This is a genomic window from Ramlibacter sp., assembly GCF_035548915.1.
Taxonomy (GTDB): Bacteria; Pseudomonadota; Gammaproteobacteria; order Burkholderiales; family Burkholderiaceae_C; genus Ramlibacter.
Genome location: NZ_DASZSE010000025.1, coordinates 62,026 through 78,175 on the forward strand (window position 1 = coordinate 62,026; position 16,150 = coordinate 78,175).

General features: G+C 68.7%; 12 protein-coding genes. 5 read left to right on the forward strand and 7 right to left on the reverse strand.

Annotated features, from left to right (window positions below; all coding sequences use genetic code 11):
• The first annotated feature begins 9 nt into the window (after positions 1–9).
• Genes VHA82_RS07580 through VHA82_RS07590 form a run of 3 tightly spaced genes read left to right on the forward strand, consistent with a single transcriptional unit; the run spans position 10 to position 828 of the window.
• A complete protein-coding gene (locus tag VHA82_RS07580; RefSeq protein ID WP_325542083.1) occupies positions 10–300 on the forward strand; it encodes a nucleotidyltransferase family protein in 291 nt (96 codons plus the stop codon).
• Positions 297–641: a DUF86 domain-containing protein gene (locus tag VHA82_RS07585; RefSeq protein WP_325542085.1), complete on the forward strand. Its 345-nt coding sequence runs from the start codon at positions 297–299 to the stop codon at positions 639–641. The genes VHA82_RS07580 and VHA82_RS07585 overlap by 4 nt, the downstream gene beginning before the upstream one ends.
• 31 nt (positions 642–672) lie before the next feature.
• Positions 673–828, forward strand: a complete 156-nt coding sequence (locus VHA82_RS07590) for a hypothetical protein (protein ID WP_325542087.1) — start codon at positions 673–675, stop codon at positions 826–828.
• 67 nt (positions 829–895) lie between these two features.
• On the opposite strand, the gene VHA82_RS07595 is transcribed toward VHA82_RS07590, so the two are convergent.
• Complete coding sequence (locus VHA82_RS07595) at positions 896–1,642, reverse strand: hypothetical protein (RefSeq protein WP_325542089.1); 747 nt, start codon at positions 1,640–1,642, stop codon at positions 896–898.
• Positions 1,643–1,677: 35 nt separating this feature from the next.
• Between VHA82_RS07595 and VHA82_RS07600 the strand changes: the two genes are divergently transcribed.
• Positions 1,678–2,673 carry a hypothetical protein gene (locus VHA82_RS07600; protein ID WP_325542091.1) on the forward strand — a complete coding sequence of 332 codons (996 nt, stop codon included), beginning with the start codon at positions 1,678–1,680 and terminating at the stop codon, positions 2,671–2,673.
• A 33-nt stretch (positions 2,674–2,706) separates the two neighbouring features.
• Here VHA82_RS07600 and def read toward each other — a convergent pair whose 3' ends face one another.
• The 6 genes from def to smc all read right to left on the reverse strand — a co-directional run bounded on the left by def (position 2,707) and on the right by smc (position 10,649).
• Positions 2,707–3,246, reverse strand: coding sequence for a peptide deformylase (gene def, locus VHA82_RS07605; RefSeq protein WP_325542093.1), 540 nt, complete (start codon positions 3,244–3,246; stop codon positions 2,707–2,709).
• 30 nt (positions 3,247–3,276) lie between these two features.
• Positions 3,277–3,678, reverse strand: a complete 402-nt coding sequence (locus VHA82_RS07610) for a type II toxin-antitoxin system VapC family toxin (RefSeq protein ID WP_325542096.1) — start codon at positions 3,676–3,678, stop codon at positions 3,277–3,279.
• Positions 3,679–3,691: 13 nt separating this feature from the next.
• Positions 3,692–3,913 carry an AbrB/MazE/SpoVT family DNA-binding domain-containing protein gene (locus VHA82_RS07615; protein WP_325542097.1) on the reverse strand — a complete coding sequence of 74 codons (222 nt, stop codon included), beginning with the start codon at positions 3,911–3,913 and terminating at the stop codon, positions 3,692–3,694.
• Positions 3,914–3,996: 83 nt separating this feature from the next.
• Complete coding sequence (ligA, locus tag VHA82_RS07620; protein ID WP_325542099.1) at positions 3,997–6,042, reverse strand: NAD-dependent DNA ligase LigA; 2,046 nt, start codon at positions 6,040–6,042, stop codon at positions 3,997–3,999.
• Between the two features lie 10 nt (positions 6,043–6,052).
• The gene (locus VHA82_RS07625) at positions 6,053–7,072 is read right to left on the reverse strand and encodes a cell division protein FtsZ (RefSeq protein WP_325542101.1); all 1,020 of its coding nucleotides are present in this window, start codon (positions 7,070–7,072) and stop codon (positions 6,053–6,055) included.
• 61 nt (positions 7,073–7,133) lie between these two features.
• Positions 7,134–10,649, reverse strand: a complete 3,516-nt coding sequence (gene smc / locus VHA82_RS07630; protein WP_325542103.1) for a chromosome segregation protein SMC — start codon at positions 10,647–10,649, stop codon at positions 7,134–7,136.
• Positions 10,650–10,835: 186 nt separating this feature from the next.
• Between smc and VHA82_RS07635 the strand changes: the two genes are divergently transcribed.
• Positions 10,836–16,133 (forward strand): trifunctional serine/threonine-protein kinase/ATP-binding protein/sensor histidine kinase, encoded by a 5,298-nt coding sequence (locus tag VHA82_RS07635; RefSeq protein ID WP_325542105.1) that lies wholly within the window; start codon positions 10,836–10,838, stop codon positions 16,131–16,133.
• The last annotated feature ends 17 nt before the right edge of the window (positions 16,134–16,150 follow it).

Genomic DNA, 16,150 nt, shown 5'->3' on the forward strand with positions numbered 1-16,150 from the left:
GAGGAAGCCATGCGTCCATCGGTCATTCTCGAAATGAAGCGAGCTGCGATCCGCGATGCGGCGAGCCGGTTTCACGTGGCAAACCCACGAGTCTTCGGCTCGGTGGTACGCGGCAACGATCGAGACGGCAGCGACCTGGATGTTCTCGTCGACGCGCTGCCCGGCGCCACGCTCTTCGACCTGGGCGGACTCCAGGACGAACTGGAATCACTGCTGGGCATTCACGTCGATGTGTTGACGCCGGCGGACCTTCCGGTGAAATTCCGCGCCCTGGTGCTCGCCGAGGCCCGCCCGGTATGAGTGGAAATCGGCTTGCCGACTATCTGAGTCACATGCAGCAGGCTGCGGCCGATGCGTGCGAATTTGTCGCGGGATGCGACAAGGTCGAGTTCACCTCCGACAAGAGGACGCAGCAAGCCGTGATCTTGAGCCTCATCATCATCGGTGAGGCCGCAACCAAGGTCATGGACACATACCCGAACTTCACGAATGCGCATCCGGAGATTCCCTGGCGAAACATGAGAGGCATGCGCAACCGGATTGCTCACGGCTATTTCGAGATCAATCTCGATCTGGTCTGGGACACGGTGCAGACCGCGCTTCCGGAGTTGTTGAAGCGATTGCCGTCGGCGAGCGAGTAGCCATCTCACCCGCCAAGCCGCTCGCAGCGTCGTGGGCGCATTCTTCCATGCAACCCTGCAGTTCGCGAAAGTCACGACGCTCGGCGAGCGGGTGGAGGACACCTTTCTCGTCGACGGGGCGGAGCTTCAGCAGAACAGGAAGCAGATCGAGATCGAGACGGAGCTGCTCGAGGCGCTCGAGGCTTGAGGCGACTCATCCCCAGGCAAGATCGGCGAAGCGAGGAAACTCTGCAGCTTGCGAAGTCATGACGCTCTCAACCCTCGGCATCCGGTGGAACTCCGGCGTCATCGTCCATGCGAATTGCCTGCACTCGAGCAGGAGTGGCCCCTTCCACGGCGGCGCGTTCCCGTCTTGACGCGGAGAAAGCCTTGCTCACCGCGACTCGCTCCTTCTCGGCTTGCTCGGCGCGCTGCCTGGGAGCGTCCCTTGCGTCCCGGATCGACTGCAAGGTCGCGTCCAGTTCTCCAAGCCTCTTTTTCGCCAACTGGAGCGCGTCTTTCGCCTCGACTTCCTCCTGCGCTACTCGGCTTGAAGCCGCCGACAGCTTCTGGAATTTGGGTTGAAGCTCGCGGCCCCGCGACGGGTCGCGCAGTTGCTGAGAAAGCTCAGCAAACTTCATCTGGAGATCAGCGTTCTCTTCTCCAACGCGCTCCAGGGTCCCTTTGATCGACTCGATGCGGGCCGCCACGTCGGCGATTTCGGCGAGAACCGACTCTTCGGTCTGACCCACGGGTCCGTGATCCGCACGGGGCAGGTTCGCCATCTTGACCGCGTCTTTCGACCTGGATTGCGCCGCCCGGGCGTCGTACCATTCGCGCGCTGCCTCAACCTGCTCGCGGGGCACCGTTCCTGGACGGGCGCGTTCACGCCGAAGGGTCTCATCCATGTGATCTCGCACGCGTCGGTCGTAGATCGCTTCGGACGCCTGCGTTCTCGCCCGCACCACGCCCTGCGTCGTGCCGGCCGGCGGCACGTATGAACTTCCCACTTTCGGTGGCATGGAAACTACTCCTCAGTCCGAGCGAGCATGCGTGCGTGCTTCTGCTCGTGGCGCGGTGCGAGCGGCTCGCGAGGGCCGCGCCGAAAAACTCCCTCAGATGCAAGTTGGTAACGTCGTGCGAGAATTCGTTCCACGTCGCGTCGGTGCGCAGCACGCTGTCCGACGATCGGCACGCCAATTCACCACCGAGGGAGCGATTCATGGTCTCCAGTACCGCAGGGCAGGCGCTGCCGGGCGACGTCCCGGCTCTTTACGATATGCGAGGATCGCCCGGCCTGGCCGATGCGCACGATGCGCACGATGGGCGCGTGGAGACTTACAGGCGCGGTCATCCGCATGGCCAGCACGCGCCGAACAGGCTGCCGGGGCGGGCGGATGGACAGTCCTTCCGACTGCGAAGCCCGCATCCCAGGAGGAGCAGCCCGCCAGGCGACGATCAATTCGAAAGGCTGCTGTCGAGCCTGCGAGCGAGCTCGATCGGTCTGGGTCAGGTGCGCAAGGACATACAGGATTTCGCGGTCGCGCCGAGTCCCGAACAGATGCTGGCTCTCTTCGACATTTGCTTCACCCTCGTCGGATTCGAGCAGGCGGAGCAGCTGTGGGCGGATTCGTCATGCACGGCATTGCTGCGCCACCGCCGTCCGGAGGTGGCGTCCCGACTGATCGATGCGTACGCCGCGGCCGGCAAATGGGAACACGCGGCGAAGCTGCTCACGACCGGGAACTTCGGTGACGGCCTCTCCGTTTGCGCGCTGGGTTTTGTCAATCGGTGCATTGCGCCGGAGATGCCCGTGGACGGAAACTTCGTCGAGCGCGTCGAAGTGGCGTTCAGCCTGGTCTATCGCGGCGTGATGCGGGAAGGTCTGGACAGCGCGCTCGCGGTCGTCCTTCGAGCGCTGGCGCGCGGCGGTGCGTCCGTATCCCCTGACATGCTGGACATGTTGTCGCCCGAGTGGCGCGCGCAACATGGCATCACACCGGAGAGATGGGTGGCGCTCAAGTCGGATGCCGGCTTCCGATCGGTCGGGTGAGGCGCCAACGCTGCCATCGCGCCCGACGCAGACTCAGTCGTCTTCCGTCGCTTCGAGTTCGGGAAACAGCACCTCCGTGAACCCGAACCGCGAGAAGTCCCTCACGCGCATCGGATAGAGCTTGCCGATCAGGTGGTCGCACTCGTGCTGGACCACGCGCGCGTGGAAGCCCTCGACGGTGCGATCGATGGCCCGGCCGTACGGATCGACGCCCGTATAGCGAATCGTCTTCCAGCGCGGCACGACGCCGCGCAGCCCGGGCACCGAAAGGCAGCCTTCCCAGCCCTCCTCCTCCTCTTCGCCGATCGGCGTGATGACCGGATTGAGCAGCACCGTGCGCGGCACGATCGGCGCATCCGGATAGCGCGGGTTCACGGCGTCGGCGCCGAAGATAACGAGCTGCAGGTCGACCCCGATCTGAGGCGCGGCGAGTCCCGCGCCGTTGGCTGCGGCCATCGTGTCGAACATGTCGGCGATGAGCGCGTGCAGCTCGGGCGTGTCGAACGCCTTCACGGGCTGCGCGATGCGCAGGAGGCGCGGGTCGCCCATCTTCAGGATTTCATGGACCGTCATGGCGACTCCAGCATCCGGTTTGCGAAAATATCATCGTCCCAGCAACCGGGCACCGCCCACCTTCGAAGCGCCGCGATCGAACGTCCATAGCGGCTCTTCTCCCGCATCCGCCGCCAGAGCGACGTGCAGGCAATCGGCGAAGTCCGCGGAAGACTCGCGGTACAGCTCCAGGGCGACTTCGAGAGCACGTTCGGATTCGAACGTCATCTCGGCCGCGGAGAAGAGCGTGGCGATGACAAGCAGCACTTCGTCCTTCGCGTATCCGAAACTCGAGCGCAGGACCCATTCGAATTCGAGGAGGACGGTGACCGGTATGAAAAGTGTCTGCCCCTCAGCGACGCAACGCGAGACAAGGCGCCGCGCCGACGCCAACTGCCCCATGTCGTCCTGGACGACATAGCGGACGAGGACGTTCGTGTCGAGGGCAGGCAAACGGGAGCCCGCCTCAACGCCACGGATTCATCTGGTCGATGCGCACCCGCTTGCCCTTCGGCGCCTTGAGCATCCCCGCCATGTCGAGAATGGACCGCGTCTTGGCGCGCACGATGATCGTTCCGTCCGGCATGACCGACCAGACGAGCCGGGTGCCGGGCTTCGCATCCACGAAGCCACGGATGTCGGCGGGGACAGTGGTCTGCCCCTTGGCGGTGAGGGTCGATTCGGACATGCGCCGGGCTCCTTACTTTTCGATGGATTGTAATGCAGGACTATCGCCCCTCCCCTCCCCCCGCATCCGATGAGCCTGGGCCCTCACCCCGCGAGCAGCCGCTTCAATCCCTCTTCGTCCAGCACCGCCACGCCCAGCTCGCGCGCCTTCTCCAGCTTGCTGCCGGCTTCCGCGCCCGCGACGACGTAGTCCGTCTTCCTGCTCACCGAGCCCGCGACCTTCGCGCCCGCGGCTTCGAGCATGTCCTTCGCTTCGTCGCGCGTGAGCGAAGGCAGCGTCCCCGTGAGCACCACGGTCTTGCCGGACAAGGGCTTCGGCGCCCGCGCGGCGGGCTCGCTTTCTTCCCAATGCACGCCGCACGCGCGCAACTGCTCGATCACCTCGCGGTTGTGCGGCTGCTGGAAGAAGGTGTGGATGCTCTCCGCGACCACCGGCCCGACGTCCGGGACTTCGAGCAGGCGCTCCACGTCCGCTTCCATGATGGCGTCGAGCTTGCCGAAGTGCCGCGCGAGGTCCTTCGCGGTCGCCTCACCCACGTGACGGATGCCCAGCGAATAGAGAAACCGCGGCAGCGTCGTCGCCTTCGACTGCTCGAGCCCGGCCAGCAGGTTCTGCGCCGACTTTTCGCCCATGCGTTCGAGCGCGACGAGACTGAGCAGCCCGAGCCGGTAGAGATCGGGGAGCGTCTTCACCACGCCTTCGTCGACGAGCTGGTCGACGAGCTTCTCGCCGAGCCCCTCGATGTCCATCGCCCGGCGCTGCGCGAAATGCAGCAGCGCCTGCTTGCGCTGCGCGCCACAGAAGAGGCCGCCCGTGCAGCGATGGTCCGCCTCGCCTTCCTCGCGCACGGCCTCGGAGCCGCACACGGGACAGTGCTTCGGCATCTGGAAGACCTGCGCCTCCTCGTGGCGCCTGTCGGGAACGACCGCGACCACTTCCGGGATCACGTCGCCCGCGCGCCGCACGATCACGGTGTCGCCCACGCGCACGTCCTTGCGATGCACTTCGTCTTCGTTGTGCAGCGTCGCGTTGGTCACGGTCACGCCGCCCACGAAGACGGGCTTCAGCCGCGCCACCGGCGTGAGCTTGCCGGTGCGGCCCACGTACACGTCGATCGATTCGACGGTCGTGATCTGCTCTTGCGCCGGGAACTTGTGCGCCACGGCCCAGCGCGGCTCGCGCGTGACGAAGCCGAGCTTCTTCTGCAGCGCGAGGCTGTTCACCTTGTAGACGACGCCGTCGATGTCGAACGGGAGCCGGTCGCGCTCGCGCCCGATCGCGTCGTGATAGGCCACGAGTTCTTCCGCGCCCCGGCAGACCGCGATGCGGTCGGACACCGGCAGGCCCCACGCCTTCAGCGCATCGAGGACTTCGTGATGCGTCTCGAACGCCGGGCCGCCTTCGATCTCACCCCAGCCGTACGCGTAGAAGCTGAGCGGGCGCTGCCGCGTGATCGCGGGGTCGAGCTGGCGGACGGCGCCCGCGGCCGCGTTGCGCGGATTCACGAAGGTCTTTTCGTTCTTCGCGCCCCTTGCGATCTTCTCGCGCTGCTCTTCGTTCATGCGCTCGAAATCGTCGCGGCGCATGAAGACCTCGCCGCGCGCTTCGAGGACGGCAGGCGCGCTGCCATGAAGACGCAGCGGAATCTGCCCGATCGTGCGGATGTTCTGCGTCACGTCCTCCCCGATCTCGCCATCGCCGCGCGTGGCCGCCTGCACGAGCACGCCGTTTTCGTAGCGCAGGTTGATCGCGAGCCCGTCGAACTTCAGCTCGGCGACGTATTCGACGGGCGGCTCCGATTCGGCCAATGCCAGCTCGCGCCGCACGCGCCCGTCGAAATTCTTCGCGCCCGTGGCCTCGATGTCGGTTTCGGTGCGGATGGAGAGCATCGGCACCTTGTGCCGCACTTTCGCGAACGCATCGAGCGCGCGGCCGCCGACGCGCTGCGTTGGCGAATCGGCCACCCGCAGTTCAGGGTGGCTTTCTTCGAGTGCCTGCAGTTCGCGAAACAGCTTGTCGTATTCCGCGTCGGGAATCTCCGGCGCATCGAGCACGTAGTACCGGTGCGCGTGATGGTGAAGCAGTTCGCGCAACGCGTCGGCGCGTTCGCGGGTCCGGGCGTCGACCATGCGCGGCGCCTCAGCTGAACAGCCGCCGCGCCTGCGCGGACCCGGCCGGCAGGTCGCGCGACTCCAGCGTGTCGTAGAGCGTCTCGAGGTCGTTGCCGATCACGTCGAGCGCCTCCGCGCGGATCACCTCGCCGCGGTCGTCGGTGATGAGGCCGTCCATCGACGCCGCAAGCGCGATGGCCGCGTCGCGCATGCGCACGAAGGGCTGTTCGGTGCGCGACACCTGCGGCACGTCCAGGCTCAGCGTCACTTCGCGCACGGCGGTGTGCGCGGGGTCCTCGGCGAGCGCGGCCTGCGTGTCGAACGACAGCGCCAGCACCGGCAAGCCTCCATCCATGCGCGCGGGCAGCACCATGCGCCCGGGGATGGCGCCGGCGACGAAGCCATGCCGGGCCGCGCTCTGCTGAAGGTAACCCGGGCTCCAGGCCGCGTTGCGCGCGCGCAGCGTGAAGCTCAGTTGCGCGTCGTGCGCGCTGGCGAACTGGTCCAGCTCGCGCGCGCGCGCCACCTCCTGCAGCATCTCCGGAAACTCGGGCGCGGCGTTCACGGCGTCGGCGAAGGCCTGAGCCTTCATCACGAATTCGGAGAATTCGATCTCGTTCAACGCACCGGTGCGGCTCGCGAGCTGCACGCCGGCCTGGAAGGCGGCGTAGCGCCGGCCCGGGCGCGGTGTTTCCCAATGGCCGGTCGCGGCGTCGCGGCCTTCGATGGCGAACGGCTTGCTGCCCACGCGCCGCGTGGGCGGCAAAGCGGCCAGCGCGGCGTCGCCGGATACGGGGGCGTCGACGGCAAGCGGGGCGATGGTGTCGATGAGCGGGTCGAGGGTGGCCTTGCGTTCCGCATGCGCGGGCACGGGGAGTTCGAGATCGAGCGTGGGCTCGGCGGGGGGCGCCGGGTCCCCCGGGGACAGGGAGACGGCGACTTCGGGCTGGCGCGGCGCGTTGCGGCGATTGGCCCAGGCGTTCCAGGCGACGAGCAAGGCGAGGACCAGGCCGCCGAGGATCGCGACACCGACGGTGAAGCCGCTCATGAGGCGGTGCCCTCACCCCAGCCCTCTCCCGGAGCGAGAGGGAGCAAGAAAGGACTCGGGTTCATGCGGCCTCGGCCATCGACACCGCCGACTCCATGTCCACCGCCACGATCCGCGACACGCCCTGCTCCTGCATCGTGACGCCGATCAGCTGCTCGGCCATCTCCATCGCGATCTTGTTGTGGCTGATGAAGAGGAACTGCGTCTCGCGGCTCATGCTCGTCACGAGCTTCGAATAACGCTCCGTGTTCGCGTCGTCCAGCGGCGCGTCCACTTCGTCCAGCAGGCAGAACGGCGCCGGATTCAGCTGGAAGATCGCAAACACCAGCGCGATCGCCGTGAGCGCCTTCTCGCCGCCCGACAGCAGATGGATGGTCTGGTTCTTCTTGCCCGGCGGCTGCGCCATCACCTGCACACCGGAGTCGAGGATTTCCTCGCCCGTCATCACGAGCTTCGCGTTGCCCCCGCCGAACAGCTCGGGGAACATCCGCCCGAAATGCTCGTTCACCGTGTTGAACGTGTTGCCGAGCAGATCGCGCGTTTCGTGGTCGATCTTGCGGATCGCGTCTTCGAGCGTCGTGATCGCTTCGTTCAGGTCGGCCGACTGCGCATCGAGGAAGTGCTTGCGCTCGCGCGCGGCCGTGAGTTCCTCCAGCGCGGCCAGGTTCACCGCGCCGAGCGCCGCGAGCTCGCGATGCAGCCGGTCGATTTCGGCCGACAGGCCCGAAAGCCGTACGCTGCCGTCGCGCACGGAAGCCGCCACCGCCTCGACATCGGCCTGCGCCTCGGCAAGCTGCCCGGCGTACTGCTCGAAGCCGAGGCGGGCGGCCTGCTCCTTCAGTTGCAATTCGGTGATGCGCTGGCGCAGCGGCTCCAGCTCGCGCTCGAGCCGCAGCCGGCGCTCGTCGCTCGCGCGCAGTTTCGCGGTGAGGTCGTCGTATTCGCTGCGTTTGGCGCCCAGCGCCTGCTCGCGTTCCGACTTGAGCGCAAGCGCCGCCTGCAATCCGGCCTGCGCGGCGGCGTCGGTGAGGCGCGCCAGTTCGTCGCGTGCGCGCTGGTCCTCGGCCGCGAGGGAGTCGCCCTGCTGCGTCGCGGTCTCGATCGTCCGCTGCAGCTCGCCCCGGCGCGCTTGGAGCGAACGTTGCGAGAACTGCGCCTCCTGGGCTTCCCGCTCGAGGCTGCGATGCTTCTCGCGCGCCTGCGCGAGCAGGCGCTCGGCGTCGATCACGCGCTCGTCGAGCTGCGCATGCCGCTCCTGGCTGTCGGCGAGCTGCATGTCGAGCGATTCGAACTTCGCTTCGGACGCCACGCGGCGTTCCTGCAGGTCATCGATGAGCGCATCGACTTCCGCGAGGTCGAGCGCGATCTGCTCGCTGCGCGCGCGCGTCTGCTCGGCCAGTTGCGTGAGGCGCACGAACTCCACCTGCAGTTCGTGCGCGCGCTCGCGCGTCTGCGCGCTTTCGCGCCGTGCCGACACGAGCCGCTGCGACGCATCCGTGTACGCGGCCTCCGCACGCACCAGCGCCGCGCGCGACTCCTCGGCAATGAGCGTCTGCGCGCGCAGCTGCTTTTCCAGGTTCTCGATCTCCTGCTGGCGCGCAAGCAGCCCCGCCTGCTCGGAATCCTGCGCATAGAAGCTCACGCTGTGGGACGTGACGCAGTGGCCGCTTCTCACGTAGATCGCCTCGCCCGCGCGAAGCGTCTCGCGCGCGGCCAGCGCTTCGGCGAACGAAGCGGCCGTGTAGCAGCCGTGCAGCCAGTCGGCGAGCAGCGCCTTCTGCCCGGCGTCGTTCAGCCGCAGCAAGTCGGCCAGGCGCGGCAGCGCACCCGCCGTCTCGGGCGACCCCGCCTGAGGCGGCGAGTAGAACGCGAGCTTCGCGGGCGGCGCGTCGTTCGCGAACGCGCGCACCATGTCCAGCCGCGAGACCTCCAGCGAGTTGAGCCGTTCGCGCAGCGCCGCTTCGAGCGCGCCTTCCCAGCCCTGCTCGATGTGGATGCGGCTCCAGAGGCCCTGCAAGCCGTCGAGGCCGTGCCGCGCGAGCCAGGGCTGCAGCTTGCCGTCAGTCTTCACCTTCTCCTGCAGGGCCTTGAGCGCTTCCATGCGCGCGGACAGGTCGGCCTGCTTCGCGCCCTCGTCGTTCACCGCCTGCTGCTTCGCGCGGCGCTGCTCATCGAGCTCAGGCACCTGGTCCTGCAGCTCGTGCAGGCGCGCGTCGGCCAGTTCCGCGGCTTCGGTCGCGGAGGCCGACTGCGCCTGGAGATTCGCAAGCCGCGCTTCGTCGGGCGCGGCGAGCGCGGTGCGGTCCGCGAGCAGCCGCTCGCGCCGCGTGCCGAGCTGGCGCGATTGCTCCTCGATGCTGCGCTGCTCGGCGGCGAGCACCTGTATCTGCTGCTGCACCTCGGCGACGCTCGCGCGCTGCCCCGCGGAGCGGGCCTGCGCCTGCCGCACCGCGTCTTCGAGGTCGGGCAGCTGCCGGTCGTGTTCCTCGACCTGCGCGGCCAGCAGCGCGGCGTTCTCTTCGGCTTCGGCGGCCGATGCCGCGAGTGTCTCGACTTCCGCCGCCGCGTCGTCGCGGCGGGCGGCCCACTGGCTCATCTGCTCCTTCAGCTGCGAAAGACGCTGCTCCACGCGCTGGCGGCCTTCGACCACGAAGCGAATTTCCGCTTCGAGCTTGCCCACTTCCGCGCTCGCTTCGTAGAGGTGCCCCTGCGCCTGGTTCACCTGGTCGCCGGCCGTGTAGTGCGCCTGGCGGATCGTTTCCAGGTCGTTCTCCACGGAGCGCAGATCGGCCACGCGCGACTCGAGGTCGTTGGCCGCGCGGTCGGCATCGGCCTTCAGGCGCACCTGGTCGGCTTCGGCTTCCGCGCGCTTCAGGAACCACAGCTGATGCTGCTTGAGTGTCGCATCCGCCTGCAGTTCGTTGTACTGCTGCGCGACCTTCGCCTGCTGCTCCAGGCGCTCGAGATTGGCGTTCAGCTCGCGCAGGATGTCCTCCACGCGCGTGAGGTTCTCGCGCGTGTCCTGCAGGCGGTTTTCGGTTTCGCGGCGGCGTTCCTTGTACTTGGAAACGCCCGCGGCTTCCTCCAGGAATAGCCGCAGCTCCTCGGGCTTGGATTCGATGATGCGGCTGATCGTGCCTTGCCCGATGATCGCGTAGGCGCGCGGACCGAGCCCGGTGCCGAGGAAGACGTCCTGCACGTCGCGCCTGCGCACCGGCTGGTTGTTGATGTAGTAGCTGGAGGTGCCGTCGCGCGTGAGGACGCGCTTCACCGCGATTTCGGTGAACTGGCTCCACTGGCCGCCCGCGCGGTGGTCGGCGTTGTCGAAGACGAGTTCGACGGAGGCGCGCGAGGCGGGCTTCCTGCTCGTCGTGCCGTTGAAGATGACGTCCTGCATCGACTCGCCGCGCAGTTCGGACGCGCGCGACTCGCCGAGCACCCAGCGCACGGCATCCATGATGTTGGACTTGCCGCAGCCGTTGGGGCCGACGACGCCCACGAGCTGGCCGGGCAGCATGAAGTTGGTGGGTTCGGCGAAGGACTTGAACCCGGAAAGCTTGATGGAAGTTAGACGCACGGCCCCTGCCTTGTAATGCCCGACTTTCTGCTCGGTCGGGGCGATGATACCGTGGGGCGCGTGGAGGCCCCATGGAACCAATCCCCACGCCGGGTTACGAAGTGAAGTGCCCGGGCCTGGGGATTGCGAGCCCGCCGCCGCCCTTGTAATCTGTACTGGCCAGCACCGGATCATCCGACCCAACAGATGCCGTTTTCGCCCAAGGCGATCGCCACGACGAGTCCCCCCGCCGCGGAGGCGGCCGATAACCTTTATACGAGCGAAACGACCCGCGTGTTCCGCCTGCGGGGCGCAACGGGCGCGCATCGCGTGGTCTGCAAGGAATACCTCGGTTCGGGCGCGCAGGAGCGGCTGCGCAACGAACGCACGCTGCTTGCCCGCCTCTTCGGCGTCGACGGCGTCGCGCAGCTCGCCGACTGGACCGGCCGGGCGGGCGTCCTCGCCTTGCGCGATCGCGGCGGCACGAGTCTCGCGCAGGTGCTCACGGCCGGTCCGTGCGACATCGCGACGCTCCTCGCGTTCGCCGAGCGCCTTGCGCGCACGCTCGCCGAAGTCCATCGCGCCGGCATCCTCCACCGCGACATCAATCCCGCCAACATCGTGATATCGGAGGGCGCGGAGCCGATCCTGATCGACTTCGACCTGGCGGCGGACACCGACCAGCGCACCGGGACCGTGCGGCAGGAAGACGTGGTGGGCACGCTCGCCTACCTCGCTCCCGAGCAGACCGGACGCACCGGACACGCGCTCGACCAGCGCACCGACCTCTACGCGCTGGGCGCGACGCTCTACGAGATGGCCACCGGCCGGCCGCCCTTCGAGTCGCAGGACGCGCTGCGGCTCGTGCACGATCACATGGTGCGCGAGCCCGTGGCGCCTTCGGAACTCGACGCGCGCGTTCCCGCCGGCCTGTCGAAGATCATCCTTCGCCTGCTCGCGAAGGCGCCCGACATGCGCTACCAGAGCGCCGAGGGCCTGCGGCACGACCTGAAGCGCCTGCGCACCGAACTGGATCAGGGCCGCGAGGGCGGATTCGATCTGGGCGAACGCGATTTCCCGGCGCGGCTTCAGCCGCCGCGGCAGCTCGTCGGCCGCGATGCACAGGTGGCGATGCTGCGCGAGGCGCTGGCCGATGCCGTTCGCGCGCCAGGCCGCACCGTGCTGATCGAAGGCCCGGCCGGCGTCGGCAAGAGCGCCCTCGTCCACGAACTGCGAAGCATCGTGGCCGAGCGGGGCGGCTGGTTCGTGCAGGGCAAGTTCGACCAGTTGCAGCAGGGCGAATCCACCGCGGGCGGGGTCACCCAGGCGATGCGCGCGATCGGCCGCCTGCTGCTCGCCATGCCGCGCGACGCGCTGGCGGCGATGCGCCAGCGCCTGCTCGCGCAGATGGGAAGCGCCGCTCTCCTCATGTCGCGGGTGTCGCCTGAATTCGCGCTTCTCCTCGGCGACCCGGCCGGGTCGGAGGTCGACCCGCGCCAGGCCGAGGCACAGCTGCAGCAGGCCACCGTGGATCTGCTCGCGGAGGTCGTGTCGCGCGACCGGCCGCTCGTGCTCGTGCTGGAGGATCTGCAGTGGGCCTCGGCGCTGTCGCTGCGCACATTCGAGCGCCTGCACGGCGAAGCGCGGCTGAGGGGCGTGCTGCTGGTCGGCGTGTACCGGGCAAGCGAGGTCGAAGACGACCACGCCCTGCCGAAGACGCTCGAGCGTCTCGACCGCACGAGCCGGCCTCCTGCCTTCATTGCGCTCGACAATCTGCCGACCGCGGACATGGGCGAGCTGATCGCGCGGATGCTGCGCCTTGCCGCCGGGCCCGCGAACGAACTCGCGCGCGCGGTGGGTGCGCTTGCGGGCGGCAATCCGTTCGACACCGTGGAGATGCTCAACGCGCTGCGCCGCGAGGGCGTGCTCGTCCTCGCCGACGAAGGCTGGCGCTGGGACGAAGCGCAGATTCGGCACTTCGTCGGGCGCGGCAACGTCGTGGACCTGCTGGCCGCCCGCATCGCGCGCTTGCCCGCGGCATCGCGCGACCTGCTCGAGTGCCTGAGCTGCCTCGGCAACGCCGCGGAATGCAACCTGCTCGCGACGGCGGCCGGACTGGATGACGTGGCCTTGCGCGAGCACCTGCAGGTGCCCGTCGCCGATGGCCTGCTGCTCCTGGAGACCGGGCCCGGCCAGGACGCTGTGCGCTTCCGGCACGACCGCGTGCAGCAGGCGGTGCACGGCGCGATGGACGACGCGCGGCGCGGCGACCATCAGCTCGCGATGGCGCGGCGGCTGGCGCGCGAACCGGCGTTCGGCGGCGAGGCGGCGCAGCAGTATCTCGCGGTCCTTCACCGGCTGGCCGATCCGCGGGAGCGGCGAGCCGCGGCGCAGCTGTTTCATGAGCAGGCGGTGCGGCTCGCCGGCACGGCGGCCTATGCGCCGGCCGAACGGTTCCTGGCCGCGGCGGCGGGGCAACTCGCGGCGATCGGCGAGCCGGCGGCCTCACCGCTGCGCGAAGCCATCGAGACGGCGCGCCACGCGGCGCTCTACAGCCTCGGCCGGCTCGACGAAGCGGACGCGTGCTACGAGGCACTGCAGGCGCGCGAGGCCGATGCGCTGGACCTCGTTGAGCCCGCGTGCGTGCAGATGCGCAGCTTCGACATGCGGGGCATGATGGAAAGCGCCGTGGCGATCGGCCTTCGCATGCTCGCGCGGCTGGGACTCGCCATGCCCGCCGGACTCGGCGATGCCGAGATCGCGCGCGAACTCGATGGGCTCGCGGCCTGGGTCCGGGAGGACAGCCGCATCGACCCGTCGCGGCGGATGCCGGTCACCGACCGCCGCGTGCTCGCGCTTGCGAAGCTGCTCACGCGCACGGTTCGATCGTCCCTCGTGGCGTACGACACGCGTGCCATCGCGTGGCTGCTGCTTCAGAGCCGGCGCCTCTGGGCGGAACACGGGCCTTGCCCCGAACTCGTGGCGAACCTCGGCCGGCTCGCGAGCATCCTCGTCAGCCTGCGGCAGGACTATCGGGGCGGCTACGAGCTCGCGCGGCACGTGCTCGCGGTGGGCGAGGCCATGGGCTGCGAGCCGCAGGTCTCCGAGGCGCGATTCATCTTCGCGACGTACGCGTGCCACTGGCTCGAGCCCGTCGAGAACATGCTGCACCAGTCGATGCGCGCGTTCGAGGGCGTGAAGGCGGGAGGCGACGTGTCGTACTCGTGCTACGTCCACATCCTCGTGATCACGGGCGTACTGGAGACGGCTGAGACGATCGACGCCTCCGTCGCCGAGGTCGACGCCGGGATCGCCGTGTGCCAGCGCACGGGAAACCTCCACGCCGTCCTCATGCACACGTGCGAGCGGCAGATGCTGCGCGCGCTCCTCGGCCAGACCGTGGACCCCGCGAGCTTCGACGACGCGCAGTTCGGCGAAGCAGCCTTTCTCGCGCGCGTGAGCCAGGCGCCCTACGTCGCGCACACCTATTCGGCGTGCCGCGCGATGCATGCGCTCCTGATGGGCGACGCCGGGACGCTTGCCACGCATGCCGCGATCGCGATGGCGCACGCGCGCAACCTCGCGGGCTACTACATGACGGTCTATGCGCACCTCTTCCTGGGCATGGCCCGGGCCTGGCAGGCTCGCAGCGACGCGTCCGTGCCGAATCGCGAAGCGCTCATCGCCGGACTCGAATCGCACCGCGCGTGGTTCGCCGAGCGCGCGGCCTCGCAGCCCGGCAATTACCTGCACTTGCTGCGCCTCCTGGAGGCCGAACAGGCCTGGACGCTCGGCGACATGTGGAAGGCCACGACCGCGTTCGACGAGGCGGTCGCGCTGGCCGAGCCATCGGCGCGTCCCTGGCACCGGGCGCTCATCACCGAGCGCGCCGCGCTCTTTCAGCTCGCTCGCGGCCTCGCGCACGGGGGCCGGCGCCTGTTGGCCGAAGCACGCGACCATTTCCGTGCGTGGGGCGCCACGGCGAAGGTCGCGCGCATGGAACGCGAGCACGACTTCCTGCGCCCGCGCGCGCCGGGCGCGCCCGCCAGAGCCGACTCGGTCCTGTCGAGGAGCAGCCCGTCGCTGAAGGGCAGCAACAGCGTCTCGGCCGCCGCGCTGGACCTGATGGGCGTGCTGCGCGCCTCGCAGGCGCTCAGCTCCGAAACGAACCTGGAGCGCCTCACCGCGCAGGTGACCGAAGTGCTGGCGGGCCTCACGGGCGCGACCAAGGTGCTCGTGCTCTCGTCGCGCGATGACCAGTGGTGGCTGCTCGCGCCCGAGCCGGGCGAAGCGGCAACCCCGGTGGCCGAGGCCGCTCGGCGCGGCCTCTTGCCGATGTCGGTCTTCAGCTATGCCGAACTCGTTGCCGAGCCGCTCCTCGTGGACGACGCGCTCGGCGACGACCGGTTTGCGCGCGACCCCTACTTCTCGGGGATGGACCGGTGTTCGGTGCTCGCCGCGCCCATCGCGGGCCAGGGGACGCTGCGTGCGATGCTGTATCTGGAAAACCGCCTGGGCCGAGAGGCGTTCAACGCGCAGCGTCTGGACGCGGTCATGCTCATCGCGGGCCAGCTGGCCGTCTCGCTCGCCAACGCGCAACTCTACGAAGGCCTCGAGCAGCGCGTGCAGGCGCGCACGCGCGAGCTGCAGCAGATGCAGACGCAGCTCGTGGACACGGCCCGCCGCGCGGGCAAGGCCGAAATCGCCGCGAACGTGCTGCACAACGTGGGCAACGTGCTCAACAGCGTCAATGTGTCGGCCGGCATGGTGCGGCGCACGATCAGCGAATCGCGCGCGCAGGGCCTTGCGCGTGCCGTGGAACTCATGAAGGCACACGAGCACGACCTCGGCCGGTTCATGGAAAGCGACCCGCGCGGCAAGGCGCTGCTGGAATACCTGGGCCGTGCCGTGGGCGAGTTGCAGGAAGAGCAGAAGACCGCGCTGGACGACCTGGACCGCGTCGTGCGCAGCGTGGATCACATCAGCTACGTCGTGGCCACCCAGCAGTCGCACGCCGGCCCCTCCAGCGTGGTGGAGACCGTGAGACCGCAGGAGCTGCTCGAAGAGGCGCTTCGCGTGAGCGACGAGGCGCTCGCGCGGCACGGTGTCCGCGTGGATCGCGCCTACGGCGACGTGCCGCCCATCGAGCTGGACCGGCAACGCCTCCTGCAGATCATGGTGAACCTGATCGGCAACGCGGCGCAGGCGATGGAAAGCATGCCCGAGGGGACTCGCCTCATCACGCTGCAGACGAGCCTCGTGAACGCGGGCGGCAGCGAAGAGCTTCGCATCGTCGTGAAGGATGCGGGGGAAGGCATCCCCGCGGAGAACCTGACGCGCATCTTCGCGCACGGCTTCACGACCCGCCGCGACGGGCACGGCTTCGGGCTGCACAGCAGCGTGCTCGCGGCCACGGAAATGGGCGGGCGGCTCACCGCGCACAGCGACGGACCCGGCAAGGGGGCGGCGTTCACGCTCGAGATTCCGCTGGTGGTGAGCGGGTGACACCGTGACACCGTGGA

Excerpts from the sequence above, each read along its gene's own strand:
- VHA82_RS07580 (WP_325542083.1), top strand. The coding sequence starts at position 10 with ATGCGTCCATCGGTCATTCTCGAAATGAAGCGAGCTGCGATCCGCGAT.
- VHA82_RS07585 (WP_325542085.1), top strand. The coding sequence starts at position 297 with ATGAGTGGAAATCGGCTTGCCGACTATCTGAGTCACATGCAGCAGGCT.
- VHA82_RS07595 (WP_325542089.1), bottom strand. The coding sequence starts at position 1,642 with ATGCCACCGAAAGTGGGAAGTTCATACGTGCCGCCGGCCGGCACGACG.
- def (WP_325542093.1), bottom strand. The coding sequence starts at position 3,246 with ATGACGGTCCATGAAATCCTGAAGATGGGCGACCCGCGCCTCCTGCGC.
- VHA82_RS07615 (WP_325542097.1), bottom strand. The coding sequence starts at position 3,913 with ATGTCCGAATCGACCCTCACCGCCAAGGGGCAGACCACTGTCCCCGCC.
- ligA (WP_325542099.1), bottom strand. The coding sequence starts at position 6,042 with ATGGTCGACGCCCGGACCCGCGAACGCGCCGACGCGTTGCGCGAACTG.
- VHA82_RS07625 (WP_325542101.1), bottom strand. The coding sequence starts at position 7,072 with ATGAGCGGCTTCACCGTCGGTGTCGCGATCCTCGGCGGCCTGGTCCTC.
- VHA82_RS07635 (WP_325542105.1), top strand. The coding sequence starts at position 10,836 with ATGCCGTTTTCGCCCAAGGCGATCGCCACGACGAGTCCCCCCGCCGCG.